At 42.2% G+C, this 26,553-nt stretch carries 25 protein-coding genes; 12 read left to right on the top strand and 13 right to left on the bottom strand.

Translation table 11 applies throughout. The features are described from left to right. The first annotated feature begins 21 nt into the window (after positions 1 to 21). Positions 22 to 1,785, top strand: coding sequence for a 2-isopropylmalate synthase (gene leuA, locus ACR64G_RS06970; protein WP_435978595.1), 1,764 nt, complete (start codon positions 22 to 24; stop codon positions 1,783 to 1,785). Positions 1,786 to 2,033: 248 nt separating this feature from the next. Next, on the top strand, positions 2,034 to 2,648 hold the full coding sequence (locus ACR64G_RS06965) for a hypothetical protein (protein WP_435978594.1): 615 nt from the start codon (positions 2,034 to 2,036) through the stop codon (positions 2,646 to 2,648). 116 nt (positions 2,649 to 2,764) lie between these two features. Here ACR64G_RS06965 and accC read toward each other — a convergent pair whose 3' ends face one another. From accC to ACR64G_RS06945, 4 genes are all read right to left on the bottom strand, one after another. Continuing rightward, a complete protein-coding gene (gene accC, locus ACR64G_RS06960) occupies positions 2,765 to 4,138 on the bottom strand; it encodes an acetyl-CoA carboxylase biotin carboxylase subunit (RefSeq protein WP_435978593.1) in 1,374 nt (457 codons plus the stop codon). A 122-nt stretch (positions 4,139 to 4,260) separates the two neighbouring features. Next, positions 4,261 to 4,686, bottom strand: a complete 426-nt coding sequence (accB, locus tag ACR64G_RS06955; protein WP_435978592.1) for an acetyl-CoA carboxylase biotin carboxyl carrier protein — start codon at positions 4,684 to 4,686, stop codon at positions 4,261 to 4,263. Positions 4,687 to 4,906: 220 nt separating this feature from the next. Next, positions 4,907 to 6,274 carry an MATE family efflux transporter gene (locus ACR64G_RS06950; protein ID WP_435978591.1) on the bottom strand — a complete coding sequence of 456 codons (1,368 nt, stop codon included), beginning with the start codon at positions 6,272 to 6,274 and terminating at the stop codon, positions 4,907 to 4,909. 236 nt (positions 6,275 to 6,510) lie between these two features. Then, positions 6,511 to 6,987 (bottom strand): EVE domain-containing protein, encoded by a 477-nt coding sequence (locus ACR64G_RS06945; protein WP_435978590.1) that lies wholly within the window; start codon positions 6,985 to 6,987, stop codon positions 6,511 to 6,513. Positions 6,988 to 7,305: 318 nt separating this feature from the next. Between ACR64G_RS06945 and hemW the strand changes: the two genes are divergently transcribed. After that, positions 7,306 to 8,529, top strand: coding sequence for a radical SAM family heme chaperone HemW (gene hemW / locus ACR64G_RS06940; protein ID WP_435980670.1), 1,224 nt, complete (start codon positions 7,306 to 7,308; stop codon positions 8,527 to 8,529). Positions 8,530 to 8,621: 92 nt separating this feature from the next. On the opposite strand, the gene ACR64G_RS06935 is transcribed toward hemW, so the two are convergent. Beyond that, positions 8,622 to 8,762, bottom strand: coding sequence for an entericidin A/B family lipoprotein (locus tag ACR64G_RS06935; protein ID WP_435978589.1), 141 nt, complete (start codon positions 8,760 to 8,762; stop codon positions 8,622 to 8,624). A 306-nt stretch (positions 8,763 to 9,068) separates the two neighbouring features. Here ACR64G_RS06935 and ACR64G_RS06930 point away from each other — a divergent pair, with 306 nt between their 5' ends. Further along, positions 9,069 to 9,620: a tRNA (cytidine(34)-2'-O)-methyltransferase gene (locus ACR64G_RS06930; RefSeq protein ID WP_435978588.1), complete on the top strand. Its 552-nt coding sequence runs from the start codon at positions 9,069 to 9,071 to the stop codon at positions 9,618 to 9,620. 40 nt (positions 9,621 to 9,660) lie between these two features. On the opposite strand, the gene ACR64G_RS06925 is transcribed toward ACR64G_RS06930, so the two are convergent. The 4 genes from ACR64G_RS06925 to tusD all read right to left on the bottom strand — a co-directional run bounded on the left by ACR64G_RS06925 (position 9,661) and on the right by tusD (position 11,151). Next, a complete protein-coding gene (locus ACR64G_RS06925) occupies positions 9,661 to 9,981 on the bottom strand; it encodes a TusE/DsrC/DsvC family sulfur relay protein (protein WP_435978587.1) in 321 nt (106 codons plus the stop codon). Then, on the bottom strand, positions 9,978 to 10,307 hold the full coding sequence (locus tag ACR64G_RS06920; RefSeq protein WP_435978586.1) for a hypothetical protein: 330 nt from the start codon (positions 10,305 to 10,307) through the stop codon (positions 9,978 to 9,980). The genes ACR64G_RS06925 and ACR64G_RS06920 overlap by 4 nt, the downstream gene beginning before the upstream one ends. A gap of 89 nt (positions 10,308 to 10,396) precedes the next feature. Then, positions 10,397 to 10,720: a hypothetical protein gene (locus tag ACR64G_RS06915; protein ID WP_435978585.1), complete on the bottom strand. Its 324-nt coding sequence runs from the start codon at positions 10,718 to 10,720 to the stop codon at positions 10,397 to 10,399. Between the two features lie 11 nt (positions 10,721 to 10,731). Then, positions 10,732 to 11,151 (bottom strand): sulfurtransferase complex subunit TusD, encoded by a 420-nt coding sequence (gene tusD, locus ACR64G_RS06910; protein WP_435978584.1) that lies wholly within the window; start codon positions 11,149 to 11,151, stop codon positions 10,732 to 10,734. A gap of 374 nt (positions 11,152 to 11,525) precedes the next feature. On the opposite strand from tusD, the gene glnE reads away from it, so the two are divergent. From glnE to ACR64G_RS06870, 8 genes are all read left to right on the top strand, one after another. Further along, positions 11,526 to 14,381 (top strand): bifunctional [glutamate--ammonia ligase]-adenylyl-L-tyrosine phosphorylase/[glutamate--ammonia-ligase] adenylyltransferase, encoded by a 2,856-nt coding sequence (glnE, locus tag ACR64G_RS06905; protein ID WP_435980669.1) that lies wholly within the window; start codon positions 11,526 to 11,528, stop codon positions 14,379 to 14,381. A gap of 180 nt (positions 14,382 to 14,561) precedes the next feature. Beyond that, complete coding sequence (locus ACR64G_RS06900; protein WP_435978583.1) at positions 14,562 to 15,491, top strand: branched-chain amino acid transaminase; 930 nt, start codon at positions 14,562 to 14,564, stop codon at positions 15,489 to 15,491. Positions 15,492 to 15,590: 99 nt separating this feature from the next. Further along, entirely contained in the window at positions 15,591 to 16,424 is an 834-nt protein-coding gene (locus ACR64G_RS06895) for a glycosyl transferase (RefSeq protein ID WP_435978582.1), read from the top strand. 59 nt (positions 16,425 to 16,483) lie between these two features. Then, positions 16,484 to 17,578 carry a glycosyltransferase gene (locus ACR64G_RS06890; RefSeq protein WP_435978581.1) on the top strand — a complete coding sequence of 365 codons (1,095 nt, stop codon included), beginning with the start codon at positions 16,484 to 16,486 and terminating at the stop codon, positions 17,576 to 17,578. Positions 17,579 to 17,678: 100 nt separating this feature from the next. Further along, positions 17,679 to 18,941 (top strand): UDP-N-acetylglucosamine 1-carboxyvinyltransferase, encoded by a 1,263-nt coding sequence (locus tag ACR64G_RS06885; protein ID WP_435978580.1) that lies wholly within the window; start codon positions 17,679 to 17,681, stop codon positions 18,939 to 18,941. A 6-nt stretch (positions 18,942 to 18,947) separates the two neighbouring features. Further along, complete coding sequence (gene murB, locus ACR64G_RS06880; RefSeq protein WP_435978579.1) at positions 18,948 to 19,892, top strand: UDP-N-acetylmuramate dehydrogenase; 945 nt, start codon at positions 18,948 to 18,950, stop codon at positions 19,890 to 19,892. 99 nt (positions 19,893 to 19,991) lie between these two features. Further along, positions 19,992 to 20,972 (top strand): NAD-dependent epimerase, encoded by a 981-nt coding sequence (locus tag ACR64G_RS06875; protein ID WP_435978578.1) that lies wholly within the window; start codon positions 19,992 to 19,994, stop codon positions 20,970 to 20,972. Between the two features lie 2 nt (positions 20,973 to 20,974). Further along, positions 20,975 to 22,141: a nucleotide sugar dehydrogenase gene (locus tag ACR64G_RS06870; RefSeq protein ID WP_435978577.1), complete on the top strand. Its 1,167-nt coding sequence runs from the start codon at positions 20,975 to 20,977 to the stop codon at positions 22,139 to 22,141. Between the two features lie 273 nt (positions 22,142 to 22,414). On the opposite strand, the gene ACR64G_RS06865 is transcribed toward ACR64G_RS06870, so the two are convergent. The 4 genes from ACR64G_RS06865 to ACR64G_RS06850 form a co-directional block, all read right to left on the bottom strand. Then, a complete protein-coding gene (locus tag ACR64G_RS06865) occupies positions 22,415 to 23,560 on the bottom strand; it encodes a hypothetical protein (RefSeq protein ID WP_435978576.1) in 1,146 nt (381 codons plus the stop codon). A gap of 187 nt (positions 23,561 to 23,747) precedes the next feature. Continuing rightward, entirely contained in the window at positions 23,748 to 24,749 is a 1,002-nt protein-coding gene (locus ACR64G_RS06860) for a Stealth CR1 domain-containing protein (protein ID WP_435978575.1), read from the bottom strand. A gap of 16 nt (positions 24,750 to 24,765) precedes the next feature. After that, positions 24,766 to 25,557: a glycosyltransferase gene (locus ACR64G_RS06855; RefSeq protein WP_435978574.1), complete on the bottom strand. Its 792-nt coding sequence runs from the start codon at positions 25,555 to 25,557 to the stop codon at positions 24,766 to 24,768. 59 nt (positions 25,558 to 25,616) lie between these two features. Then, positions 25,617 to 26,552 (bottom strand): lysophospholipid acyltransferase family protein, encoded by a 936-nt coding sequence (locus ACR64G_RS06850; RefSeq protein ID WP_435978573.1) that lies wholly within the window; start codon positions 26,550 to 26,552, stop codon positions 25,617 to 25,619. Position 26,553 lies beyond the last annotated feature (1 nt).

The following is a 26,553-nucleotide window of genomic DNA, read 5'->3' as shown; positions in this document are numbered from 1 at the left end:
TTTAACTAAAAAGGAAAAATCATGTCTGAACCCGCCGTTACTCCAAAGAACGCTGCTTTTGATTATCGTAAATATCGTGCTTTTGAGTTTGCACCACATCTGCCAGATCGCACGTGGCCGAGCAAGACTATCGAAAAGGCACCAATGTGGGCAAGCGTTGATCTGCGCGATGGCAATCAGGCATTGATAGATCCGATGACCATTGAACAAAAAATGCGTTTTTTTAAGACTTTGGTCGATGTTGGTTTTAAAGACATCGAGATAGGCTTTCCCTCTGCGGCGCAAGTTGAGTTTGATTTTGCACGTAAGCTCATTGAAGAGAATCATGTGCCTGATGATGTGACCTTGCAAGTATTGGTACAAGCCCGCGAGCATTTGATCGCCCGTACCTTTGAGTCTTTAAAAGGGGCTAAGCGCGCTATTGTCCATGTCTATAACTCAACCAGTCGTATTCAGCGCGAAAAAGTCTACGGCAAAGACAAAGCCCAGATCAAAGAGATCGCTATCGAGGGTGCTAAATTATTGGTCGATTATGCTGCCAAATATCCTGAGACGGAGTGGGTCTTTCAGTATTCACCAGAGAGCTTTAGCCAAACAGAAACCGAGTACGCGGTAGAAGTTTGTGATGCGGTATGTGAGGTCTGGCAGCCTGAGAACGGGCAGGGCGTGATCATTAACTTGCCGGCGACCGTTGAGGCCTCTATGCCTAACATATTCGCCGATCAAGTCGAGTACTTCTGCCGTAACCTCGCCAAACGCGAGCATATCATTGTGAGCCTCCACACGCACAATGATCGCGGTTGTGCGGTAGCCGCCGCTGAATTAGGGATACTCGCGGGTGCTGATCGTATCGAGGGCACACTACTCGGTAATGGTGAGCGTACGGGCAATATGGATATTATGGTCACGGCGATGAATATGTTTAGTCAAGGCATAGACCCGAAGCTTGATTTTAGCAACATGAGCGAGATCGTACAGGTGGTGAGCGAGTGCAACAATTTACCTGTGCATCCGCGTCATCCGTATGTCGGTGAGCTAGTATTTACCGCCTTCAGTGGCTCGCATCAGGACGCTATCAAAAAGTCTCTTGATTACAATGAGCAGCATGTCGATGAAACTGAAAACGTTTGGGATGTGGCGTACTTGCCTATTGATCCTGCGCACATTGGTCGTAGCTATCAAGATGTGGTGCGTATTAATAGTCAGTCAGGCAAAGGCGGTGTCGCTTATATCTTGCAGCGCAATTACGGCTTTAATTTACCGCGTTGGATGCAGATTGACTTTAGCGGTGTGGTACAAAAACAGGCAGAAAAAGCGGCACGCGAGCTTCAAAACGATGAGATATTACAGACTTTTGAGAGCACTTATTTACAGCAAGGCGATTTTGAGCTGCTCGATTATAGTGTCAATAGTAAAGGCAGTGAGGTCTTCTTTAGTGGTCAAGTCAATATGAATGGCGACACTATCACCATAGATGGTACGGGTAATGGTCCGTTGTCATCCTTTATCGATGGACTCGCGCAGCACACTGGCAAGTCGCTCCATATCATCAACTATGCTGAGCACGCGATCAATCCGCAGCACAATAATGTTAATGGAAATGTCGATGGTTATGATGATACTAGTACGGATAACAAGACCAATGCCAATGCCGCCGCCTACATTCAGCTCAACGTTGATGGCACGGTGTACTCAGGTATCGGAACCTGTAGCAGTACCGTCTCAGCGATGCTAAAAGGCGCGTTATCGGCCTTAGCGCAAGCTCCAAATACTACTGCGGCGTAATGTAGTAGCCTTAGTGCTTATATGAGCCTTCTATTTTAAGTGTGAATAGCGCTTAGGGTAGAGGGCTTTTTTGTGGTGTAGTTGGTCCATATCAGTGTAGTCTAACTAGTCTTAAGCTCGAATATCACTTGCCCATTAGCTGATGAGCATTAAACGGAGTAATCCATAGCATATTGTTACTTGTGTTTTAGTCGGCTAAGACTTACGCTAACAGACAGTTTACTTTTGCATAAAAATTAAGGTTAATTATGGAACCTGTCTTTTCATTTGCGTCTATCTCTTTGGCGTCTATTTTGGCGTCTCTACCTGCGAGTAACGAGATAGTCAGTGCCTCTAACATAACCACGCATATCAGTCCTGCTATCGCTGGACAGTGGGAGATTGAGCTCACTAGCAACAGCGCTATGAGCAATTCATCCCTGCTAGATAAGCTGATGTTGGCCGAGAGAAATTCAGAGACTACTGATGGCGTACTGGACCAAAGTGAGCGCCGCATCATCACTATGACCCCGAGCAACACTAAAACTCCCGCTACTACAGGTTTGAATAGTAGCGCTCAAGCGTCCTCAAATAATCAGTGCCGTGAGATATATAACTTCGGCGCGGACAACGAGATGTGGGCGGTGAGTGGCAAGGAGTGGACGTATAGTCGCTACCTAGTCAGTCATCTTGATGAAGGTTTGCCTATTATCGCAATAAAGACCATTTATGACAATAATGAAGTGGACTGTTCAGGTAATCAGATTGATCAAAGCGATGAGACGCTCATTGCGTTTTTAGATCATAAAGACAATCAGATGCAATGGTGCGCTGATCCTGAAGGGCTTGAGTGTTTTATGACTTTTCGTAGAGTCATGCCATAACCTTTGATAGCCGTAGTGTTTAACAGCTACAGTATTTAACAATAGCGCACAATAAAAAGCCGCTCTTCATATAAAGGGCGGCTTTTTTGTATTAGAGTTGAACGTCCATGTCTGAACTAAGCGGTGAAGTCTACTTCTGGCTTTTCTTTTTTGGGTTGAAGCAATACTCTTTCGAGATAATGAATGTTTTGCGCCTCTTCAGTGAATGCCTCATCCGCCAAGATAACATCACGATGTAGCGGAATGTTGGTCTTGATACCTTCAATGACCAATTCATCAAGCGCATGTACCGTCTTTGAGATAGCCTGCTGACGCGTTTGTCCATGACAGATGAGCTTACCAATCAGCGAATCATAATAACTTGGTATCTCATAGCTAGGATAGAGATGCGAGTCAAAACGCACGCCTGCGCCGCTTGGGGCAAACAATTGCGTGACCGTACCAGGTGAGGGCATAAAGGTCGCAGGATCCTCGGCATTGATACGGCACTCAATAGCGTGACCTTGGATCTCAATCTCGCTTTGACGATAGGAGAGACCATAACCTGCGGCAATCTTTAGCTGCTCGACGACGATATCGATACCCGTAATCATCTCAGTAACGGGATGCTCGACCTGAACGCGGGTATTCATCTCAATAAAGAAGAACTCATTATTTTCGAACAAAAACTCAAAGGTTCCCGCGCCGCGGTACTTGACCAGCTCGCAAGCCTTGACGCAAGCGCGCAGAATAGGCTCACGTACATCATCAGGGATGTCTGGGGCAGGGGCTTCTTCTAGCACCTTTTGATGACGGCGTTGTAGCGAGCAGTCACGGTCATATAAGTGAATAGCATTGCCATTGCCGTCGCCCAACACTTGGACTTCGACATGGCGCGGATTTTGGAGGTAGCGCTCCATATAGACCGTATCATCACCGAACCAGAGCTCAGCTTCTTGTTTGGCCGCTTGCACTTGTCCGATAAGCTCATCAAAGCGCTCAACGACGCGCATACCACGACCGCCGCCGCCAGACGCCGCTTTAATAATCAAAGGAAATCCAATATTACCGGCTTGTTCTTCAGCGTTATGCATGGTGACCGCGCCAACAGAGCCAGGAACGGTTGGAACGCCTGCTTTTTTCATGGCATTGATGGCAGAGACTTTGTTACCCATGAGACGGATATGATCCGCGTTAGGGCCTACAAAGGTCAATCCTGCCTCTTCAATGCGTTCAGCGAACTCAGCGTTCTCTGCCAAAAATCCGTAGCCCGGATGAATGGCATCAGCGCCTGATATCTCAGCTGCCGTCAATATAGTATTAATATTGAGGTAGCTTTCACTAGCATTAGGTTTGCCGATACAGATAGCTTCATCAACGAAACGCAGATGCATCAGGTTTTTGTCAGCAGTTGAGTATACTCCTACTGTCTCTATGCCTAGTGCCTTGCAAGCTCTTACAATACGTAGAGCAATTTCACCTCGATTGGCGATAAGTAATTTTTTTATCATAGAATCATCCTTGTCCAAGCGGCGTTAACTAAGTGGTGCGCAAGTCTTCTCTGTAGCTGAGTGAGTAAGGCTTAGCGGCCAGTCATATTGGAATATAACTGGGTAAAGTAGGGCGGATGCCACTACGCCTTGTAGCGTATAACAGGCTGACCGAACTGTACCACATCAGAGTTTGCTACCAAGATCTCATCTATGACGCCGCTTTGAGTCGCTTCGAGCGGGTTCATGATCTTCATCGCTTCTATAATACCGAGTGTATCGCCCGCTTGTACTTTCTGGCCAACTTTAGCATAGGGGGGATCATTTGGACTTGGCGATGAGTAAAAGACACCAACCATAGGAGAGGTCTCAACGCTGCCTGCTTTGACATCAGCCGCTGGCGTAGCTATTGGCATTGCCCCAGCAGCGGGCGCCGCCATCATAGGTTGCACAGGGGTATCATAATGACGGGTCAAACTGATATGCTCATCGTCAGAGCTAATCTCTAGATTGACGAGCTCGTTTTCTTCCATGAGAGCGATTAGGGTGCGTATCTTTTCAATATCCATAATGTAACGATACCTTTTATTTGTTTTTAAGAAAGAACGTATTCAAGAAAAAATAGTGTAACAAAATATACTTTATCCTCATGCCAATCATACCTATTATCCGCTCAATGAGCAATCAATGTACAACTGTTAACTCAATAATTTTATATTAGAATGGTTACGGTTTATTCATCATACTCGATAAAGACGCGAAAAAGTACACACTAGCATTTAATAGTAGCTAGCCCCACTTTTCATCTAACTGTTTTTGTTGATAAATGAGCCTTAAGGTCAGTAAAATCGCTGCTAAAAACAATCCTGTAATCAATGCCATCCAAAACCCTTGTGCCCCGACATCGGTATAGCGCACAAGGTAGATACCCATCGGTAGCGCGACCACCCAATAACAGAACATGGTGACCCACATAGGTACTTTGGTGTCTTGTAGACCACGTAGAATACCTGCGACATTGACCTGCCAGCCATCAAAGAGCTGATAAGCGAGTGCAAATATAAGCAAATGCATGGCTTGTGCTTGCACATCGGGGTTATCGGTAAAGGCCATCGCTAGCTGCGGTCTGAATAACCAAACGCCAAGCATACATACGATAGCAATCAAAACCGTCCATATCAGTCCCGTGGCTTGCACTTGACGCAGCGCCATGAGGTTCTTTTCACCAAAACGGTTGGATATCATAATAGTAAGCGCCATTGCCACTGATATAGGTATCATAAATAACTGCGAGGTGACCGCCAATGCTACTTGATGAGAAGCAGTAGCTAGCTCCCCTAATGGACTGATGACTAACGCGCCTAAGCTAAATAAGCTCGCTTCAAAGAAAATAGAGATGCCAATAGGAATGCCTAACGCTAATAGTTTAGCGATTTGGACACGATTAGGCCGCGCAAAATGACGATAAAAACGCGTGCTAGCAAACTGCTGGCGCTTGGTAAAGGCGGTATAAGCCACCAAAAGTAATACATTTATCCAAAGTACAATAGCCGTTGCTACTCCACAGCCTGCGCCGCCAAGCTCTGGCATACCATACAGACCATGAATAAAAATGTAGTTGAGCGGTATATCTGCAAGCAGGCCTATAATACTGATGATAGTGACAGGTTCAGGGCGACCGAGCGCTTCACAATAACTGCGTAGCACCGCATATATTGCTAGTGCTGGAAAACCAAAGGAGACGCCGTACAGATATTGCGCCGCTATCGGTTGAATATTTTCAGGTACACCCATAAGGCCAAGCACATTCGGTGCTAGGTTGACAATAACGAAACCAATGATACCAATGACAGCTGCGGTCCACAAAGATTGCTGAGTGATATGAGGTATTAGATCGTGGTTTTTTTGTCCTATTGCCTCACCGACTAAAGGCGTGGTGGCAATCAAAATACCCGTTGCCAGCAAAAACAGTGGTAGCCAAATGCCAGAGCCTACCGCGACCGCTGCCAAATCAAGGGCTGAGACGCGCCCTGCCATAATGGCATCAACGACACCAAGCGCTGCCTGACAAAACTGAGTAATCAATATAGGCAAAGCTAAAATGCCCAAGCGCAAACTATAGCTCTTAAAATCTGAAAACGATAACGGCAGCACCATAACGAACCACTTATTAAATAATCAGCATACAAAGTAATTGCGATGCAGGTCATCTTGCATCAAACGCCGGTCAGCATAACAGGAGCGGATCAAGGACAAGCAAAATTGAATGACTAAAATGAAAATAACCCGCTAATTCGTAATTTGAATCAACAGGTCAAAGGCAGACACGATGGTAATCAAGCAAGGCTGAGATGTCAATGTGATAACCGTCGCTTTGTCATTATAATGAGCGCTTAAGGCATAAGATTCAGATCCTCTGCCATATCGATAATCGCTTGCCAATGTTTGGGCGCAAGCGGAATAACGGTAAGCTGCTGACAGCCTTTTTTGAGTAGGAGCGAATCCTCAAGTGCGGGTATGAATTTGAGCGCTGATAAAGGGACGATATCTGTGAACGCCAGCTCAAAGCTCACATCCACCATGTACCAGCGCGGCGCGTCCTCAAAGGCAAGCGGATCATAATGACGATGTTCAGGATAAAACTGCGTGGGGTCAGGGTAGCCCGCTTGATTGACGGTCATGATACCTGCGGCACCTGAAGGCTTGGCACTTGAATGATAAAAGATCACTTTATCACCGACTTGCATATCATCACGCATAAAGTTACGCGCGCGGTAATTGCGCACACCATCCCAACCGTCAGTGCCCAAACGTTCGATATCCTTAATACCAAAGTACTTTGGATTGGATTTCATTAGCCAATACGCCATAGTTTTACTCATTTTGTAATAAAGATATTTGTCACTTGTGCTATATACGTCTAACACGTACGTGTCAGAACTATTTTGCCTTTATTTTAAAATGATCGATATTAGTAGTTGTTACCGTTTATGTTGTCGCTAGGCTTTTATTTAGCACCTTGGCTTTTATTTGACGACCTTACTCGTTATGCTAGCAAAAGTTTTTTTGCGATAACCAACCCTCTCACAATAAGCCACACCTTTATGCCTAAACCTGATTTTACTGATGATGCGACTATAGATAATGCCAGCATTGATACCTTATCAACGTCTATTAATTTGAACGTCATGAGCATTCCGTTGGCACTATATATACATATTCCATGGTGCGTCAAAAAATGTCCGTATTGCGACTTTAACTCACATGAGCTGCCTATAGATCATCAGCTGTCCTTGTATGATAAGTATGTTGACACTCTATTATTAGATGCTCGCATGCAAATAGCATTGACGCAAGGGCGTCAGATTAGCTCCATATTTATCGGTGGCGGGACACCTTCACTACTGCCGATCACGCAATATCAGCGCTTGTTTGATGGATTACGAGACTGTTTTGAATTTATGCCTGATATCGAGATTACGATGGAGGCCAATCCTGGTACGCTTGAGCACGCGCCATTCGCTGAATACTTAAAAGTCGGAATCAATCGCTTGTCTATCGGCGTTCAAAGCTTTGCTGCCGACAAGCTAACGACGCTTGGTCGTATTCATGATCCTACCCAAGCGATGTCTGCTATTAGAGCCGCTCGTGCTGCTGGATTTGAGCGCGTCAATGTGGACTTGATGCATGGTCTACCGCAGCAAACGCTTAATGAGGCTATGTATGATATTCAGACCGCACATGAGGCTGGTGCCACTCATATCTCTTGGTATCAGCTAACCATAGAGCCTAATACTGTGTTTTATCGTAGCCAGCCCATACTGCCAGATGAAGACAATTTGGCAGATATCGAGCAGGCAGGTCAAAGGCTGTTAGATGAGCTCGGTTATAGGAATTATGAAGTATCCGCTTGGGCAGGCGCGTCAGATACGCATTGCCGTCATAATGTTAACTACTGGCAATTTGGCGATTATTTAGCTATTGGCGCAGGGGCTCACGGCAAGGTAACTATTGGTCATAGGTTTGATACCTTTGTAGAACAAAATTCATTATTACTGGCTTCTACTAACGACTCTATGTTTGAGGCGTCAACTGCGCCAGGTATCTATCGCTTTAGCAAGACCCGTGCGCCAAAAGATTATATGAGAGGCGATGTTACACCGAAGATGATAGGGTGGCAGACAATCGAGCAAGATGAGCTGGTCAGTGAATTTATGCTAAATGCCCTACGCTTACATGAGGGGGTGAGCCATTATTTGTTTGAGTCGCGAACGGGATTTAGTATTGACATGATCGATGATGAGATCAAAAACTTAGTCAGTAGCGGATTACTTGAGGATACTCAAGATAAGATAAAGCCAACGGTACTGGGTCTGCGTTATTTAAATCAGATATTGCGAGCTTTTCTTTAGCTACGATCTAAGTATTAAGTCAATAAAAATTGAGTCACAAAAAAAGGACTTACCAAACGGTAAATCCTTTTTTATAAATCTAACAAGCTAACTTAGATTTTTTGCTTAACGTCTTGAGCGGTGTTGCTAACAGCATCACCAGCGCCAGATACGTCTTGGCCAAAACCTTGTAGAGTGTTGCAACCAGTCAATACAAACATAGCAGTCAAAGATGCGATGATTACTTTTTTCATAGTAAATTCCTCAAATTAAGTAAAGTTTAGGGGGAACGCTGATAGCGGTTACTATTTATGATCTTAGTTACTAGTACGGAGATTATAAATAGTAAGTACCAACCAGTGTAAAGATAAAATCAACATAACATAGCCTAACTGAGCACCATGACAGTGTCATCATATCCATTGCCGCTATGATAGTGAAAGTTAAAATCAGTGCACAGTACCAAAATGTAATTATTGATAGTAAACTGTAACTTATTATTACGCTTGTTATATATCAAAAACACATCGTGATGAATAAATAATTCATGGAAACGTTTGATGACCATTCACATTGTACTAATTGCACCAAAGATGCCGAGCAATACAGGCAATATTATACGGCTATGCGCTAATAGTGGCGCGCAGTTACATCTAGTAAAGCCTTTGGGGTTCGAGCTTGAGGACAAGAAGTTGCGCCGAGCAGGACTCGATTATCATGAATATGCACATCTAAAAGTTCATGATAATTGGGTTATAGCAAAACAATCCTTAATAGCAGCGCGATGCGTGCATATCGTTGCTCTAACAACTAAACTCAGTAGCCCTTTGTATGAGCATGACTTTACAACACCAAATTCAAACGAAAGCAATTCTACTAATATTGCGCTCGTTTTTGGTTCTGAGACCTCAGGGTTAAGTGACGATATCCGTGCTGATATCGGTGCTGAGCAGTGGCTTAGGTTGCCAATGCTGCCTGATTCACGCAGCTTGAATTTATCGAACAGCGTGGCTATCTGTCTCTATGAGGTCTGGCGTCAACAAGAATTCGTGGGTGATACAGGGCGCAGTACCGGTTATGAGACGCTTAGCGTTTACGATGCAAAGGAATAGTTATGTGAGCTGTATTTTGAATGGTTATCACTCTTCAATCTCATAAACAATTAGGTGGTTTTGGTAGTCCTGCAAGGCGATTGACGTGACGAGCCACCAGTCCTGTATTGAACAGCTGTTGCAACCTTTGATTGCTAATATCTTGTTCAGGCAAGACTTGTTGTAACCATTTAATTAGGGGACGCGTCGCCGGTGCATGATTGAATGTATCAAAAAATACTCTGACTTGATCTAAAATGTGTAAGTGCTCACGTGTCAGATCAACATTCAAAGTATCAGCAAGTTGCTGTGCAATCGCTGGTGTCCAGAGAGTATGATCATTGAGATGCCCATCTTGGTCTAACGATAAGAGCTCACTCATAGGTTAATCGTCACCACTTTATCAAACATCGATTCTTGTGTCATTGTGACCCACTCCTTATCGCTCAGAATACCTGTCAGCTTGCGATTTAATTTTAGGGTAATTGGAGCATCAGCGCCCAATTGAGCCACATCGTCAACTAAAGCGTACAGAGCTACAACGCCCTCTATATCACTGTCGTCTAAATAAGCTTGTAGCCAATCAATAAAAGCAATAGTCGTGCCAAGCAAAACAATACTGTCACCATGTCGCCACGTCAGCGCCATTTGCTCAGTGCTACGTCTAAGCATATCCATCGTACTATGTAATTGATACAAAGTTGCCATGGCAGTCGTCCACCCAAGTTGTTGTTCACTGAGTAACAGTGATTATTTTTTGAATAAAATTCGAGTTTGCAAATTAGAATTAACTCAATCTAAAAAGTCAAAACCTGATCGAATTCTTGTGAGTCGATGACTTCTGGTACTAATGTTAATTGCGCTGCCAGTTCGCTTGGTAGCATACCTGTTATCCAGCCACTAAAGACATCATCAGGTAGCCAAGCTGGAGGCATATCATATAAGTCGAGCGATTGCATCATGCCATGCAAACGCGACTTGGGTTGCATCAGTAACCCAAAGACAGATGCATCCAAATACAGCTGTACCTCATGCTCAAATGTAGCCAGCGTTAGTGCCAAAGCGCAGCCTTCGTAGCTTGCCATCTCAGTGGGTGTGCGCAGCTGGATGAGTATTTTCATAATGTATTCTCTTAAAACTGGAGTAAGCGACAATTGCCTTGTAACATCATCGCGAGCTCACCAAGCCCGACCAGCTCGAACCCAGGGGCTAAATTGTCACCATCTAATTGATGGCGAGCGCTATTGTCCGCATCGCTAATACCGCGACTCAGCGCTGTACTTACACATACTGGCAAGGGTTGCGAATACTCAGCCGCCAGTTCCTGCCACTTGACCGTTAAGTTAGATTGATCAGCGGACTGCCAACGCAGACGATTGGCAATATGAGCTGCATCCGCGTAAAAGAAGAGTTTCAACGACTTGTTCTCACTAGCATCGTTGCCATTGGCCACAATGCTGTGAAGATAGGCACGCGCATAACGTAAAGATAAAGACGCAAGCGGATGACTGGGATCTTTGGTTATCAATAATACAGTATGGTCGATAGTCATAAAGGGATATCACACTTTTATCATAGGATAGGAGTCATTGAGTATTGAAAATCAAATACCAAATACCATCGGGTATCAAACATCATTTCACGTAAAACGATTTATGCTACCATGAAGTCATAAAAATCAACGATAAACTTAAGCATTTATCTTTAATATTACTTACGATATTGTAGCAAATAATGCGTCGCTTACTACTGAGGTGTTTAAGTTAAATGCTCAAAAAATATCGTATTTTGACATCTGCTCATTATTAAATAATGACCGCCTCGTAATAAAAAATAATAAACTTGTCCATAAGGTTCACGTAGTCTTAACATTCAATGTCAGGAGTTTTTATCCCTATGCTACCGGAGCCACTAGAACCATCCAATATGTTATCTAATAGCCCCAATCCTATGAGTTATCAGCCAACACCTCAGCAGATTAAAGTTTTGCAGACTGCCAGTGCATTTGCTTATCAGGTGTGGGAGAGTCGAACGAACTCCTGCCAGACCTTTTTACGCAGTTATCCGCTAGATAGCACTTTAACTCGCCAGCAGATTGATGATTTGATTCAAGATTATACGCTAGACGATAACTATCAGCTGGGTGATGAGACGCAAGTGATGAGCGGTCTGCGTCATCTGCGTACCTCCCTTATGATGCGCTGGATTTGGCAAGATGCGCTAGGAGTGATCGCCCTTGAACAGCTGACCGATGAGCTCTCCGAATTCGCTGATGGTTGTATCATGTTTGCCAAAGAATATACCTATACGCATCTGGTGGCCCAGTATGGTCGACCTACCTTTGTCAATGGACAGGGCGATATACAATTTGATGATATGGCAATTATGGCGATGGGCAAACTTGGCGCGCAAGAGCTAAATTTATCAAGTGATATTGATCTGATATTCGTTCACTGGGCGCGCGGTGAGACAGACGGTGACAAAGCAAAAGGTACGCGTAGTATCGATAACAAACGCTTTATGAATCGCCTTGGCCAAGGCATTATAAAATTGCTCGATAATAATACTGCCGATGGGTTTGTATTTCGAGTAGATATGCGTCTGCGACCTTGGGGCGATGGTAGTGATTTGGCTATTCATCTCTCCGCCTTACAAAAGTATTTTACCAATCATGGCAGGGCTTGGGAGCGATTCGCTTGGTTAAAGGCGAGAGTAGTCGGGCAAGTGGCCGAGCCGTTTTATGATGGCTTGCAAGATTTAATCAAACCTTTTGTATTTCGCTATTACGTCGATTATAGTGCCTTTTCAGCGCTCAGAGAGATGAAGTCACTGATTCAAAACCAAGTGGCGCAGCGTGAGGACTTAGATAATATCAAGCTTGGCGCCGGCGGTATTCGTGATATCGAGTTCATTGTACAAGCATTTCAGCTGATCTATGGCGGACGTCACCCTGAGTTACAGGTCAAATCGTGCTTGGAGGCAATGAGGGAGCTGTATCATTTTGAATATTTTGAGCCAACTACCTACGAGCAGCTCCAAGCCGCATATCGTTTTTTGCGCCGATTAGAGCATGGTATTCAAGCGATTAACGATCAACAAACCCAGCGCTTACCACAAGACCCATTCTGGCGTCTAAACTTGGCAACAACTTTAGGGTTTGAGAATTGGAACGAGTTAACCAAGACGCTTAATCAACATAGACATACGATAAATGTACCGTTTGAGCGTATGGTAACTGAGCGACAGATGCCCACCCAAGACGATGAAGACGTAGAGCCCGCTGATCTTAATGAACAAATCGCTAAATTAGATACAGTACTTACTGAAGACAGCCGCGCGCAACTTGATCAGTTCTGGCAGTCTAAAATGGTGGCAAGCTTGAGCGATGAGGCTAGGACGCGCCTAGATGAGGCGTACCCTGTTATCGTACATGCTTTGCTCGCACACCAGCAGCAGCAGCAACTGGCTAATACGGCCTTACCGCGACTCATTACCTTGCTTGAAGCAATTTGTCGTCGTTCTATCTATTTAGTGATGATCGCAGAAAACCCCAATGCGACGGTTGAGCTGATTCCCATGCTCTCAGCGAGCCCTTGGATTGCCAATGAGTTGGCACGCTATCCTGTACTACTCGACACCTTTCTTCAGCAGCGTTATCGCCATCTACCTGACAAGATCGAGCTGCGTGATATTTTGCGTCAGCACTTACTGCGAGTAGAGCCTGGCGATGAAGAAGAGCTGCTTAGTGCGCTACGTCTATTCAAAAAGAATCAAATACTAGCAGTAGCGGCAAGCGATGTGCTGGCTGAACGTCCGATCATGAAAGTCTCAGACTCACTGACTTATATTGCCGAGGTCGTACTAGAGGCTGCTCTGGAGCGTGCTTTTGCTGAGATTGTCAAGCGCTATGGCTATCCTATATCGACTAATGGCGACCCTGTTACGGAAGCCGATTGCGGCTTTGCTATCATTGGCTATGGCAAGCTTGGCGGACTTGAGTTGTCTTACTCATCAGATTTGGACTTAGTGTTTTTGCACAAGATAAAAGAGGCGGGTATGACGACGGGTGAGAAGTCAGTGAGCGGAATGAAATTTGCCGCAAGGCTTGTGCAAAAGCTCATGACTTATCTAAATACTCAGACTCGTGATGGACGCGCTTATGAGATTGATATGCGTCTGCGGCCCTCTGGTAATGCAGGAATGATGATCGTATCTAGTCATGCTTTTGAGACTTACCAGCTCGGTAAGGCCTGGGCTTGGGAGCATCAAGCACTTGTACGCTCGCGTGCTATCTGCGGCGACAAGATCGTCACAGCGCGCTTTTGTGATATACGCCGCTCTGCTTTGTCATTACCGCGTACGCTTGATGAGGTAAGGGTTGAGGTGACGAGCATGCGTTTAAAGATGCAAAAGCATCTCGGCACCAGCTCAAACCAGCAACGAGAGGGCAAATTTCATCTCAAACAAGATGCAGGCGGCATTGTCGATATCGAGTTCTTGGCGCAGTTCGCCGTACTGGCATATTCTCATGAGTACCCAAGCTTAACCAAGTGGAGCGACAATGTTCGTATCTTTGAAGAAGTAGCTAAATTGGGAATATGGAAGCAGGAGGTTTGTCAGGATCTAACCGATGCTTATTTACGTATACGAGCCGCGACGCACCAGCTTGCTTTAGCTGAGCAGTCCTCCTTAGTGGATGAATCCTTGTGGGTTGAAACACGGCGACTGGTTCAGGCACAGTGGCAGCACTTGATGGGCGTGACGCCAATAGATACTAAATAAATCTTTAATTGTTTATTAAAAAAATCAGTTTATAGCACACTAAAAAATTATCTTTGCTGAGTCTGGCGATGATATAATCACCCGCAGATCTGAAACATTCGGATTTATATACGTTTGTATTTCATCCATTAAACACTTAATAGAAAAGTTAGACGATAGTGCTAACCTAAGGACTTTTGCATGAACATGGCAACCCAAGACGGCAAACTTTGGATGAATGGCGAGATAATTGATCAGCCCGATGCAAAAGTTCATGTGCTGACACATAGTATGCATTATGGTATCGCAGTATTTGAAGGAGTCCGAGCGTATCAGACCGATGACAAGCGCACTGCTGTATTTCGTCTAAAAGATCATACCGAACGCCTGTTAGGGTCAGCAAAGATTTTTCAGTTAGAAGTGCCCTTTGATCAAGCCACGCTTGAACAAGCGCATAAAGATGTCGTTAAACAAAACAAACTAGCCGAAGCTTATATTCGTCCGCTAATTTGGGTTGGCGCTGAAAAATTGGGACTCTCAGCCCACACCAATAGCGTCAATGCTATGGTTGCCGCGTGGCATTGGGGCGCCTATTTGGGTGAAGAGGGTATCCAAAATGGTATTCGTGTCAAAACGTCTTCTTATACTCATCATCTGCCCAACGTCACGATGTGCAAGGCCAAAGCGTCGAGTAATTATCCGGTCTCAATCATGGCAAACCGTGAAGTGACCCGTAATGGCTATGATGAGGCGATCATGATGGACTCACAAGGCTACGTATGCCAAGGGTCAGGTGAGAATTTATTCTTAGTCAAAAACGGTGAGCTTCATACGCCAGATTTGGCAGGTGGGGCATTGGATGGGATTACGCGCCGTACTATCATGCAGTTCTGCAAAGACTTAGACATCAAAGTCACAGAACGCCGTATTACTCGCGATGAGTTCTACTTAGCCGATGAGATCTTTATGACGGGTACGGCAGCTGAGGTTACGCCCATTCGTGAATATGATGATCGCACTATTGGTAACGGTGGTCGCGGCGAAATTACAGAGAAGCTTCAAACTTTGTACTTCGATGTCGTGCATGGTCGTAGTGAGCAATACATGGATTGGTTAGATTTTATTGATTAATTGTAAATTTGCTCAAAAAGGCTGAACATAATTGTTCAGTCTTTTTTTTGTGTTAATATACTTGGCATATTTACTCATACGATGACAGTGAGCTCCTTTATGTTCAAAAAAGCCAAAGCTAAAGACAACAACATCAAGCAGATCATCTGTATTAAATGGGGCACCAAATACGGCGCTGATTATGCCAACAAATTATACGGTATGGTCTCTCGTAATATTACGCCGCCATTTCGCTTTGTTTGTTTTACCGATGACACCACTGGTGTACGTTCTGAGATTGAATGCCAAGAGTTGCCACCACTCGATGTGACTATGCCTACCAATACGTTGGGCAAGTGGCCAAAGTCGCGTTTGTGGGGCGAAACGTTAGGTGATCTAACGGGCACGGTATTATTTGTCGATTTAGATGTGATCATCGTCGATAGTCTCGATCCTTTCTTTGAATATGGAAAGGCTGATGACATCATACTATCGTACAATCCAAGCAACCCCTTAGAGCGTTTAGGACAGACATCCTGCTTTAGGTTTCAAGTCGGGCAGTTGGTGTCACTACAAGAAAAATTCAAAGCCGATCCGCAAGGCATCGCTGACAAATATCGTTTTGAGCAGCGTTTTGTCACCCGTAATGCGCCCGGCGGCGTCAAACTGTTCCCCAAAAAATGGGTTGCGCACTTTAGACGCAAATGCCGTCAGCCGTTTCCGCTAAATTATTTTAAAACGCCTAAGATACCAAAAGGCGCGCGCCTTGTCATATTCCCAGGTGACTTGTATCCAACGCATGCTATCGAAGGCAAATATAACAAAGATGCTGCAAACAACGCAGTAGATCATTTAAAAAACATCAAAGACACAAAGAATCTTAAAAAGCCACTACGTCATTTACGTCATTTTATCTTACCAGTGGATTGGATTGAGACATATTGGAGAGAGTAGTTGAGTCTTAATAATAAAATGATCAAATTGAGTATCAATCCACTAGCAGGCTATAAGTTATGAATCAAGGTTCCAAAATCGCCGTTCTTATTATTAGTGCTATAAAGGGGGGCGGAGCCGAGCGTTCAGTACTGACTTTAGGTCAAGGATTTTATGAATTGGGTTATGAGGTTCATATTTTGAGGTTTAAGTCTCTTACAGAGTATGATTTAAATCCAAATTTATCGTATCATATGCTCAAATTTAAACCTTATAAACTCATACCAAGTGAGCGCATCCGTCATCAATTGTTTGCAGGTGCTGTAGATAAATTCATCACAAAGAAGATTGGACAGCCAGATATTGTTTTATCTAATTTAGAACCCTCAGATAGGGTTATGGTTTATAGCAAATTACCTAATATAATGTACATTATTAGAAATGATATCTCTCATAAGTTTAAACTAACCGAAAGTCATAAGTTAGACAACAAAATTAGTAGGCTACAGCATATCTACAAGACACATCCTTGTATTTGTGTCTCAAAAGGTGTGGAAAGTGATCTACAAGCAAGACTAGGACCAGATATCATCAGTACGACAATTTATAATGCTTTTGATAAGCAGTTAATTGAAGAGATGAGTCATGAGTCATATAGTACGCCTCATAAAGTGCTTCAACCGAATCAATACATATTGCATGTCGGTAGTCTCACGTATCAAAAGGCGCATGATGTGTTGATAAAAGCTTATGCCAAATCGTCTATGGCTTATCCTCTAGTGCTACTAGGTAAGGGTAAGCTACTAGAACAAACTAAAGAATTGGTCAAAGATTTAGGATTAGAAGACAAGATTATCTTCTTAGGTTTCAATAAAAATCCTTATCCGTACATGAAGCATGCCAGAGGACTGGTATTATCTTCACGGTTTGAAGGTTTTGTGCGAGTCATACCAGAAGCGTTGGCTCTACAGGTTCCGGTAGTTAGTACGAACTGTCCATCAGGGCCTAGTGAGATGTTGCCTAGCGATAGTCTTGTGCCTGTAGACGATGTAGAAGCGTTAGCTATAAAAATGACAGAATTGATGAACGATCCGCAAAGATTCAAGGTTGATTTTGATGAGAAGTTCTTGCCTAAGAATATTGCTCAGCAGTATGTTGATTATCTAGCATCATAATTGAACTATTCATTTTAAACTGCTTCTAATGCCTCAATTTGGTTATAAAACCTTTTATTTAATAATAAAGTCTAATTGTATAGACAAAACGAGATTTTGAATGACTAATAATGTGCTAACCATTTCAAAAAGTAAACTGCAAGGAGAGGTGGCACTAGCAGGCGCTAAAAACTCAGCATTACGTCTATTAGCAGCTAGTATTTTATCTGAAGAAAAAATTATCCTAAAAAACTATCCTTCGCAGTTACTAGATGCACAAGTACATGTTGATATGCTTCATTCTTTAGGGAAAGAGACAGTACTTGTAAACAATGACACCATAGTCATTAAAGAGAATACTAATCTAAAAACAAATTTAGTTTGGGATGGTCGTTCAATTAGGAATACTTTACTTATATTGGGTGCGTTAGTAGCTCGATTTGGACAAGCAAAAGTGCCTCTGCCAGGAGGATGTAAACTTGGTGAGCGCAAGTATGATCTACATGTGATGCTACTTGAGAAGTTAGGAGCAAACGTATGGGAGGAGGATGACTATTTATGCGCAGAAGCAAAGGCTGGGCTGATAGGTGCAGATATATATTTACCGATACGTTCAACAGGAGCTACAGAAAACGCGATAATAGCAGGTTCATTAGCGAGAGGCGTTACACGTATTTGGAACCCGCATATTCGTCCAGAGATACTCGATTTAATCACGATGCTAAATAGTATGGGTGCCCGTATAAAAGTTTTTGGACAAGAACATATCGAAATTACTGGGGTCGATCATCTAAAGGGTGTTGAACATAAAGTCATCGCTGATAATATGGAAGCGATCACGTGGTTAGCAGCAGCAGTTATCACAAAAGGTGATATAGAGATTTATGATTTTCCTTACGCTGATTTAGAAGTTGTTCTAACCCATCTTAAAGCTGCAGGCGCAAAACTTTATACAGGCGAAAACTCTCTTATTGTTCGAGGCGGATGTTGCTACCCGCTTGAGATAAGTACTGGACCACATCCAGGTATTAACTCAGATGTACAACCTATTATGGCGGCTTGGGCTGCTCAAGCTCAAGGAGAATCACGAATAGTGGATTTGCGTTTTCCTGGTCGCTATGGATACGCTAAAGAGATGGCTCGTATGGGATTACAGTACGAAATATCTGGTGATATGCTTAAAGTTATAGGCAATAGCGGTGGCTTAAAAGGTGCTCAAGTTAAAGCATTAGATCTGCGTGCTGGCATCGCACTTACCTTATGCGGTTTAGCTGCTGAAGATGAAACGGTGATTACTGATGCTTGGCAAATCGGACGTGGTTATGTTGATCTTATCCCTAAGCTAAAGGCTTTAGGTGCAAACTGTAGTGGCAGTATTGGATAGATATCAATGAATGCGTTACGAATGAGTGAGCTTAAGGCTCTTTTCCCTGACATTATTACTTTTAAAACGTGTTTATCTACGTTCAGTCAGTGGCGAGTAGGAGGAGTAGCCGAGGTCATTATTCGTCCTAGGAATAAAGAAGAATTAATCAAAGTTCGACAGTGGATCTATCAAAACAACGTACCCTCAGTAATCATAGGCAGTACGACAAATTTATTGTTTGCAGATGAAGGCTTACAAGGCGTCGTTGTACAGATAGGGTCTAACTTCTCAAAAGTACACGTGCATGACTCAGAGATTACCGCCGAGCCCGGTATATGGGCGCCTAGCCTAGCTAAAACAGCGATGCAAGCCAGCTTATCTGGTATTGAACACATTTGCGGCATACCGGGTACCCTTGGCGGCCTTGTTGTCATGAATGGCGGTAGTCAAAGACAAGGTATTGGTAGTGTAGTCAACTATGTTGATACAGTAGACGTAGCAGGTAACGTAAAACGTTATACCAAAGAGGAGTGTAAGTTTTCTTATCGCCGTTCTATCTTTCAAGAAAGAGATGAGGTGATCATAGAGGTTGGACTTAAGCTCAATGATAATCAAACTAAGAGTGCTATTCGCCAAGAGATGTTAGAGATTTTACAGTCGCGTCGAAAAAAATTCCCACGTAAACTACCAAACTGCGGCTCTGTGTTCGTGAGCAATCCTGATATGTATGCAACTTATGGACCGCCAGGTAAAGTGATTGAAGACTGCGGGTTAAAGGGCTTAAGTAGAGGGGGTGCTCAAGTCTCTTATCTTCACGCCAATTTTATCGTAAATAACGGTAGTGCTCAGGCGAAGGATATTCTATCTTTAATTAATACAGTAAGAGAAACGGTTCATCGTAGAACAGGATATCAGATGGTTGTCGAAGCGAAGTTTGTCAACTCTTACGGAAAAATTCAGGATATTTAAACGTTGTTAAGCGCCAATACATTAAAATCTTTTTGCCTGTAGCAAAGCATAGTTCTATTATTACTTAAAAGTCAATTTTTATCAAAAAGCAGAGTCAGTATGAAGATCTTAATCACTGGTATGGCAGGTTTTATTGGTCACGCGGTCGCAAAATGTTTATCAAGCTATGATCATGACTTAGTCGGCATTGATAATTTAAACGACTACTATGATGTGTCCCTTAAACTTGCACGGCTAAAAGATCTAGCTGATGTGCCAAATATACGTTTTATCAAGTTAGATATTGCCAACCGCAATGACGTAACAAACTTATTTGAAGATGAAAATTTTGATGCTGTAATTCATCTGGCAGCTCAGGCAGGCGTACGTTATTCGTTAGACAACCCTCATGCTTATGCTGATTCAAACTTAGTGGGGCATTTAAATATACTGGAGGGTTGCCGAAACAGTAGGGTCAAACATTTACTCTATGCCTCTTCAAGCTCAGTATACGGTGAGAACGCAAAAACCCCTTTTTCAGTAACAGATAGAGTAGACAATCCCATTAGTCTGTATGCAGCAACTAAAAAGGCTAATGAATTAATGACGCATGCCTACTCTCATCTTTATAATCTACCTGCCACCGGATTGCGTTTTTTTACTGTATATGGTCCTTGGGGACGTCCAGACATGGCTCTGTTCAAGTTTACTAAAGCTATTTTTGAAGGGTCGCCGATTGATATTTACAATAATGGTGAGATGCAACGCGACTTTACTTATATAGATGATATCGTCGAAGGTATTGTACGTCTACTCGATATGCCACCTAAGTCTGATGCGAGTCAAGATTCTCACGCTGTATACAACATCGGCAACGGTAGCCCTGTTGCACTCATGGAGTTTGTTCATGCTATTGAGCAGGCAACAGGCAAAAAAGCAATCTATAATTATCTACCCATGCAGCCGGGTGATGTACCACGTACTTGGGCTGATACTGAGTCTTTATTCAAAAAAACTGGTCATCGTCCGGCTGTGACCATAAAACAAGGTGTCGGGCATTTTGTTGGCTGGTATCGTAAGTTCTACAAAACAGGATGTTAAAGATGAAAATTGCTGTAGCAGGAATAGGATATGTCGGATTATCTAATGCTATGCTATTAGCCCAGCATAACGAGGTTGTCGCAGTCGATATTGTTCCAGAGAAAATAGCATTGCTAAATGACGGACAATCACCTATCGAAGATACAGAAATACAAGAGTTTTTGAATCAAAGTATGCTTAATTTTAAAGCTACCTTGGATTCTACAGAAGCTTACACTAATGCTGACTTCGTCATTATAGCAACGCCTACCAACTATGACCCTAACACTAATTATTTCAATACAAAAAGTGTTGAAGATGTTATTTGCGATGTTGTCGCAGTGAATCCTAGTGCAACAATAGTGATTAAATCAACGGTTCCAGTAGGATTTACGGAGGAGGCAAAAAAGCGCTTTAATGTTTCTAATCTTATTTTTTCGCCTGAATTTTTACGTGAGGGCAAAGCACTATACGATAACTTGTATCCTTCACGCATTATTGTTGGCGAACGTTCAACTAGAGCACGGCAGTTTGCAGAATTACTTTTGCAGGGTGCAATCAAAAGAGATGTACCTGTACTGTTTACTGAAAGTACAGAAGCCGAAGCTGTCAAGTTGTTTTCTAATACCTATTTGGCCATGCGCGTTGCGTATTTTAATGAGTTAGATAGTTATGCTGAATCATTAGCGTTAGATAGTCGGCAAATCATTGAGGGAGTAGGGTTGGATCCTCGTATTGGTGCTCACTATAATAATCCATCTTTTGGTTATGGTGGTTATTGCTTGCCAAAAGATACCAAACAGCTATTGGCTAATTATCAAGATGTACCTAATAATATGATTCGAGCGATTGTAGATGCTAATCGAACGCGTAAAGATTTTATTGCTGATGCTGTATTGAAGCGACGCCCGAAAGTTGTAGGTATTTATCGATTAATTATGAAGTCAGGTTCAGACAATTTTAGAGCCAGTGCGATGCAGGGCGTAATGAAACGTATCAAGGCCAAAGGTGTTGAAGTTATCGTTTATGAGCCCGTACTAGAAGATGAACATTTCTTTGGATCACGAGTCATTAGCAATTTAACTTCATTTAAACAACAAGCTGATGTCATTTTGACTAACCGTTTAGCGTCTGAGTTAGAGGATGTGATTGACAAGGTTTATACTCGAGATCTATTCGGTAGTGATTGAGCATATGTATACTAGGTCGTGTCTTCAATTCACTCGATAGTCATCTCAATGGGCTAAATCTTGCTAAATAGCGGGTTAATATCCTGATATTATCTGCGCTATTTTTCTTGTTTGACGGCAATTTATCTCATTTTTATCACCATTTTAGAAATGAAGACACGCCCTATATTATTTTAAATAAAGGGTAAAGATGTGCTGAAATAAACTTAAGTTTTTTATCAGAAATTTTTAGTCTGAGTTTTGATAGTCGCTCATTTTAAATTAATGATAACATTACTTTTTTAATGAGGCCCTTAAGCTATGTCTAAAAGTCTTTAATTTTAATTTATAAAAAGTTACAGCATCGTGCAATCTCAATTTAAATAAGGACCATCTAGTAATAGAGTTTAGAGTATGATTCTCGTTATATATATTAATAACTTTTTTAGCTCCAACATCTACATTGAAATTAGAATCAAACAAGCCAAGACCAAATTTCTTTAGATTTTCTACATATGTATTATCTAATAATAAATTCATAACATAGTGTGGGTCACAATATTGACTTAGCTCCTGGGGTAACATTACGCGCTCTGAGAAATTATCACGCATCGCATACGTAGCGGTTTCCTCATTAAGTAGACATGGATAATCAAAGTTGGCAACAGGGAAAAGTAGTATTTTTCCGGCTGATAACGCCTCCATCGCGCCCCTTCCTGTCCCAACAGCAGCATCACAAGCCCAAATTAGCTCAGAGGCGTTTGAAGTATAAGTACTATCAGAATAAATAGTAAGGTCGACCTTCAAATCCTGTGCCAAAGCATTCAGTTTTCTTATAATATCTGATGACTCTTCATAGCCAATAAATGTAAGTTTTATTTGATAATTAGATTTTGATAATTCAGAACAAAACGTAATGGTATCAGTTAATGTTTTATAATAATATTTACCTATCCTTCCTATTTTTATAATATTAAGACTACTATTTTCTCTAATATCTTCTAATTGCTGTATTCTATTCTTATTATAAGTTGTATCTTTAACTCTATTTGGAATCAAGTAGACATCTTTATAGTGATCTTTATGACTATTATAATAGTGATAATCCATCTCATGAAAAACAATCAAAGAGTTTACTTTCGGATACTTTCTTTTGAGTACTCGACCGCCACACTTAGTTAATAAAAACCTTACGCCTATTTTTTTTGCAATAGAAGCGCCAATATATACAGATTTAGCATCGTATGCATGGACTACTGATATTCTAGATAAAAAATTCAGCTTTTCTAATAAACGTACTGCTTTTTTCATACCTTTTTTTTGTAGATGGAGACTTGTAGGTACATAGTAAGCTTTCTCCATACCTATTAATGCTATTGGCATCTCAGAGCCTAATATTATAGTAACAACTTCTTTGTGCTTACCCATAGCTTCAGCCATATGTCTCAAAGAGTAGTAATGGCCCCCTCGACCCGTATTAAAACCAGTATGGTTCGATATTAAAAATAAAACCATAATGTTATTCCTTGATAAGTTAAAATTTAAATCAATGATCAATGTGGTAAGTGATAGCTATAATTTTAGAATCAATTTTATAAATTTATGGTTCGATAATTAACGTTAAGAACTATTTATTATCATCTAGCAGCAATGACGATGGTAGATACTCTAAAAATTTTTGAGTCATAGCGTCGCTAATTTTGTTATAAGCGTCTAGATCATATAAATCTAGACTTTGTATACAACCATATTTGATTGAGTCGTTATTCAAATCTATTAAAAAACCGATAACGCTATTTTTGTTCTTAAGATAGTTAATAGGGGTATCAGGTCTGAGCATAGCCTCGCTAGCTTGAATTTTTAAGTGATTCATAAGCGTAATAGGATTGACTTGAGCCACATCTCGAAACTTATACTTAATTTGCTTATTTAACAACTGAGGGTTATCTAATAAGTAATTTTTCAAGATATTCTTATCCACAATATGAGGATAATGATGAATCTCAAAGAACTGAGTCATGCCAAGGATCTGAGCACTTAGCATCTGGGCAGTTGTATGCTTTGGTTGCATAGGGGTCTTAGTCACTCTAGACATAGTACTACGATATTTGAGTTTGGCTTGGAGTACTGCATTTTTTCGCCAATGACCATGAATAATAATGTTATCTTCATCTAAAAATTCATCTAAGGTCACAGATTGATTAAAGAAAAAATCGTCATTCATATAGATAAAGTAATCAGATAAATCCTTGATATTCCATAACATTGTTTCAATGGAGCGGGTATTAAAAGTCGGTAAATACTGCTCAAACCCTGTGAAAATTTCTGTATGATCTATAATACGTATTTTATCTTTTTCACAAATACCTTGTTCCGCAAATTCATCGACAAATTTAGGTCGCTGTCCGTCCGTGACGATATATATATGACGACAGAACGGTACGTACTTGATAATGGAAGCAACGTTGTAATATATTTCGTTATTACTAGCAAAACGTGTTGAGCTGACAGCACTAGAGGCAGTATTTGATAATCCTTGATACTGCGCTCTTTTTTGCTTTAGGACAGTATCATCACCGTCTACCCAAGCAATGACAATATCTATTGGCGGTTCACTATGCTGGGTCATGTTATTTCCTAAAGCGTTATTGCCAGTATTCTTTTAACCAAGGACTGGGCTTGACGTGACGATACCATTTGCCACTGCCACCAACAATAGCATCTGGTGGATTGATTTCACCGTGAAAAATGACAATTTTGGCGTTATCAGAGAGTTTGGGCGCACGAATGAAGTTAAATGGGATAGGAGCAATACACTGATATTTGAAACTCACGCACCAGTCTTTATCCCAGTATTCTAGGTGATGGTGCTCACGTAAGTAGTTGGACAGATAAGCTTGTTCGTGACGAACCTCTGAGCTAATTTGTGCAAAATTCTGCTCAAAGTTGCTTAGCAAATTGGGATAGGTGTTTTGACCGATTTTAAATCGATACACCGAGCTGTTACCTACCATGCGCCATGGTTTTTTCCAATCACGGATGATAACGACGCTATCATCATGTTCCGCTTTGTAGGTAAAAAATTCATCGATATTATCGACGATAACAATATCAATATCCAAAAACAAAGCGACACCTTTATAATCATAGAGCTCAGGCTTGAATGTAGTGAGTTTTTTCCAGCCGCGCTCGGGCAATCCAGCGGGCAGGTCAAGCTCAGGGATAGGATAGCAGTCTACGGCCGAATCGATACCCGTACTATCGTCTGTTAAGCATATCATCTGAAAGTCTAGACTGAGGTGACGACTGACCATATTATAGAGGCGATTGACGTACTCAGCACCATACTTATCGCCCCATTTCATGCAAATAATGTAGCGCTGATCGGCTTTAGTAGGTTGCGTAGAGGGTAGTAATTCAGAAGTATCAAGTGCCATAATATGCTCGTGTTGTCTAGTTTTGTACTGCCTAGTTTTATGCTGACCAGTATTAAGGACTAACTAAATGATCCAGGATTAGTAGGAGGTAAATTAGCACTGATAAAGTCTGCCAATTTAGCTTCCGTTGTACGATAAGGGTTGCCTAAACTCGGTATACGTTTAAAGCGCTTGTATCCCCACATGTAATGACTAAAGTTATCCATAATCATGGGCTCCATTGCTTTATTTAGTGCATGTGCCGCCACCTTGACATCACGATGATACAGGTCTGGATCGTCAAGCTTGTAGCAGTAGATATCAAATCCGCGTCTGTCATCACGGCGGATACAGGATAGTCCTACCAACGCGCACTGAGTTTTGCTAGCGAGTTTTGAGGCGAGGGTACTGGTCAGTGTGTCGATACCAAAAAAAGGGACGATAACGCCGCCTGACGGGTCTGGCACATGATCGGGCAATACAATACTAAAGCCGCCTTGCTTAAGCGTTTTAAATATAGCTTTGACGCCGCTCGCATCAGTACGAACCAAAGTAGCATTAAGACGTGTACGGCCTTGCAAAATAAACGCATTAATGAGTTTGTTTTTGACAGGCTTGTACATAATGGTCGGCGCGCCAAACTGATTAAGCCATGCGTTCATCATCTCCCATGTACCTAAATGAGGTACGATAGCGAGCATCCCATTAGGGTTAGCGAGCCCCTCTAAAAAGATGTCTTTGTTATGAACCTTAACAATTTGAGCAATGCTCCACTCAGGCGGCATCGCCCAGCTTTTTATTGACTCAACACTACCCAAAGACTGATTGCGAATAATGTCTTTAATTGACGTTTTGTTACAAGCGCTATCAAGTACAGGTGCTGTTAATGCCATGTTGATTTTGATCGTTCGAATAATATTGATCTCAGGTAACCAGTGAACCGTTCGTGCAGCAGCACGTGCCGCCACCTGTAATACAGGCAATGGCACAAACTTAAAAAGATTATATGGATTCATA

The organism is Psychrobacter sp. DM4 (genome assembly GCF_051307035.1).
Classification (GTDB): Bacteria; Pseudomonadota; Gammaproteobacteria; order Pseudomonadales; family Moraxellaceae; genus Psychrobacter.
The sequence above is the reverse complement of the archived record's forward strand: the minus strand, read 5'-3'. Positions and strand labels throughout refer to the sequence as shown.

What these genes read in the sequence shown, in the direction of transcription:
- accB (WP_435978592.1), bottom strand. Translation starts at nt 4,686, where the DNA reads ATGGATATTGAAAAGATACGCACCCTAATCGCTCTCATGGAAGAAAAC.
- glnE (WP_435980669.1), top strand. Translation starts at nt 11,526, where the DNA reads ATGTTATCTAATAGCCCCAATCCTATGAGTTATCAGCCAACACCTCAG.
- ACR64G_RS06860 (WP_435978575.1), bottom strand. Translation starts at nt 24,749, where the DNA reads ATGACCCAGCATAGTGAACCGCCAATAGATATTGTCATTGCTTGGGTA.
- ACR64G_RS06950 (WP_435978591.1), bottom strand. Translation starts at nt 6,274, where the DNA reads ATGGTGCTGCCGTTATCGTTTTCAGATTTTAAGAGCTATAGTTTGCGC.
- ACR64G_RS06965 (WP_435978594.1), top strand. Translation starts at nt 2,034, where the DNA reads ATGGAACCTGTCTTTTCATTTGCGTCTATCTCTTTGGCGTCTATTTTG.
- ACR64G_RS06925 (WP_435978587.1), bottom strand. Translation starts at nt 9,981, where the DNA reads ATGAGTGAGCTCTTATCGTTAGACCAAGATGGGCATCTCAATGATCAT.
- ACR64G_RS06895 (WP_435978582.1), top strand. Translation starts at nt 15,591, where the DNA reads ATGTTCAAAAAAGCCAAAGCTAAAGACAACAACATCAAGCAGATCATC.
- tusD (WP_435978584.1), bottom strand. Translation starts at nt 11,151, where the DNA reads ATGACTATCGACCATACTGTATTATTGATAACCAAAGATCCCAGTCAT.
- ACR64G_RS06930 (WP_435978588.1), top strand. Translation starts at nt 9,069, where the DNA reads ATGACCATTCACATTGTACTAATTGCACCAAAGATGCCGAGCAATACA.
- ACR64G_RS06900 (WP_435978583.1), top strand. Translation starts at nt 14,562, where the DNA reads ATGAACATGGCAACCCAAGACGGCAAACTTTGGATGAATGGCGAGATA.
- ACR64G_RS06885 (WP_435978580.1), top strand. Translation starts at nt 17,679, where the DNA reads ATGACTAATAATGTGCTAACCATTTCAAAAAGTAAACTGCAAGGAGAG.
- leuA (WP_435978595.1), top strand. Translation starts at nt 22, where the DNA reads ATGTCTGAACCCGCCGTTACTCCAAAGAACGCTGCTTTTGATTATCGT.
- ACR64G_RS06920 (WP_435978586.1), bottom strand. Translation starts at nt 10,307, where the DNA reads ATGGCAACTTTGTATCAATTACATAGTACGATGGATATGCTTAGACGT.
- murB (WP_435978579.1), top strand. Translation starts at nt 18,948, where the DNA reads ATGAATGCGTTACGAATGAGTGAGCTTAAGGCTCTTTTCCCTGACATT.
- ACR64G_RS06875 (WP_435978578.1), top strand. Translation starts at nt 19,992, where the DNA reads ATGAAGATCTTAATCACTGGTATGGCAGGTTTTATTGGTCACGCGGTC.
- ACR64G_RS06850 (WP_435978573.1), bottom strand. Translation starts at nt 26,552, where the DNA reads ATGAATCCATATAATCTTTTTAAGTTTGTGCCATTGCCTGTATTACAG.
- ACR64G_RS06870 (WP_435978577.1), top strand. Translation starts at nt 20,975, where the DNA reads ATGAAAATTGCTGTAGCAGGAATAGGATATGTCGGATTATCTAATGCT.
- ACR64G_RS06855 (WP_435978574.1), bottom strand. Translation starts at nt 25,557, where the DNA reads ATGGCACTTGATACTTCTGAATTACTACCCTCTACGCAACCTACTAAA.
- ACR64G_RS06890 (WP_435978581.1), top strand. Translation starts at nt 16,484, where the DNA reads ATGAATCAAGGTTCCAAAATCGCCGTTCTTATTATTAGTGCTATAAAG.
- ACR64G_RS06865 (WP_435978576.1), bottom strand. Translation starts at nt 23,560, where the DNA reads ATGGCTGAAGCTATGGGTAAGCACAAAGAAGTTGTTACTATAATATTA.
- accC (WP_435978593.1), bottom strand. Translation starts at nt 4,138, where the DNA reads ATGATAAAAAAATTACTTATCGCCAATCGAGGTGAAATTGCTCTACGT.
- ACR64G_RS06915 (WP_435978585.1), bottom strand. Translation starts at nt 10,720, where the DNA reads ATGAAAATACTCATCCAGCTGCGCACACCCACTGAGATGGCAAGCTAC.
- ACR64G_RS06935 (WP_435978589.1), bottom strand. Translation starts at nt 8,762, where the DNA reads ATGAAAAAAGTAATCATCGCATCTTTGACTGCTATGTTTGTATTGACT.
- ACR64G_RS06945 (WP_435978590.1), bottom strand. Translation starts at nt 6,987, where the DNA reads ATGGCGTATTGGCTAATGAAATCCAATCCAAAGTACTTTGGTATTAAG.
- hemW (WP_435980670.1), top strand. Translation starts at nt 7,306, where the DNA reads ATGAGCATTCCGTTGGCACTATATATACATATTCCATGGTGCGTCAAA.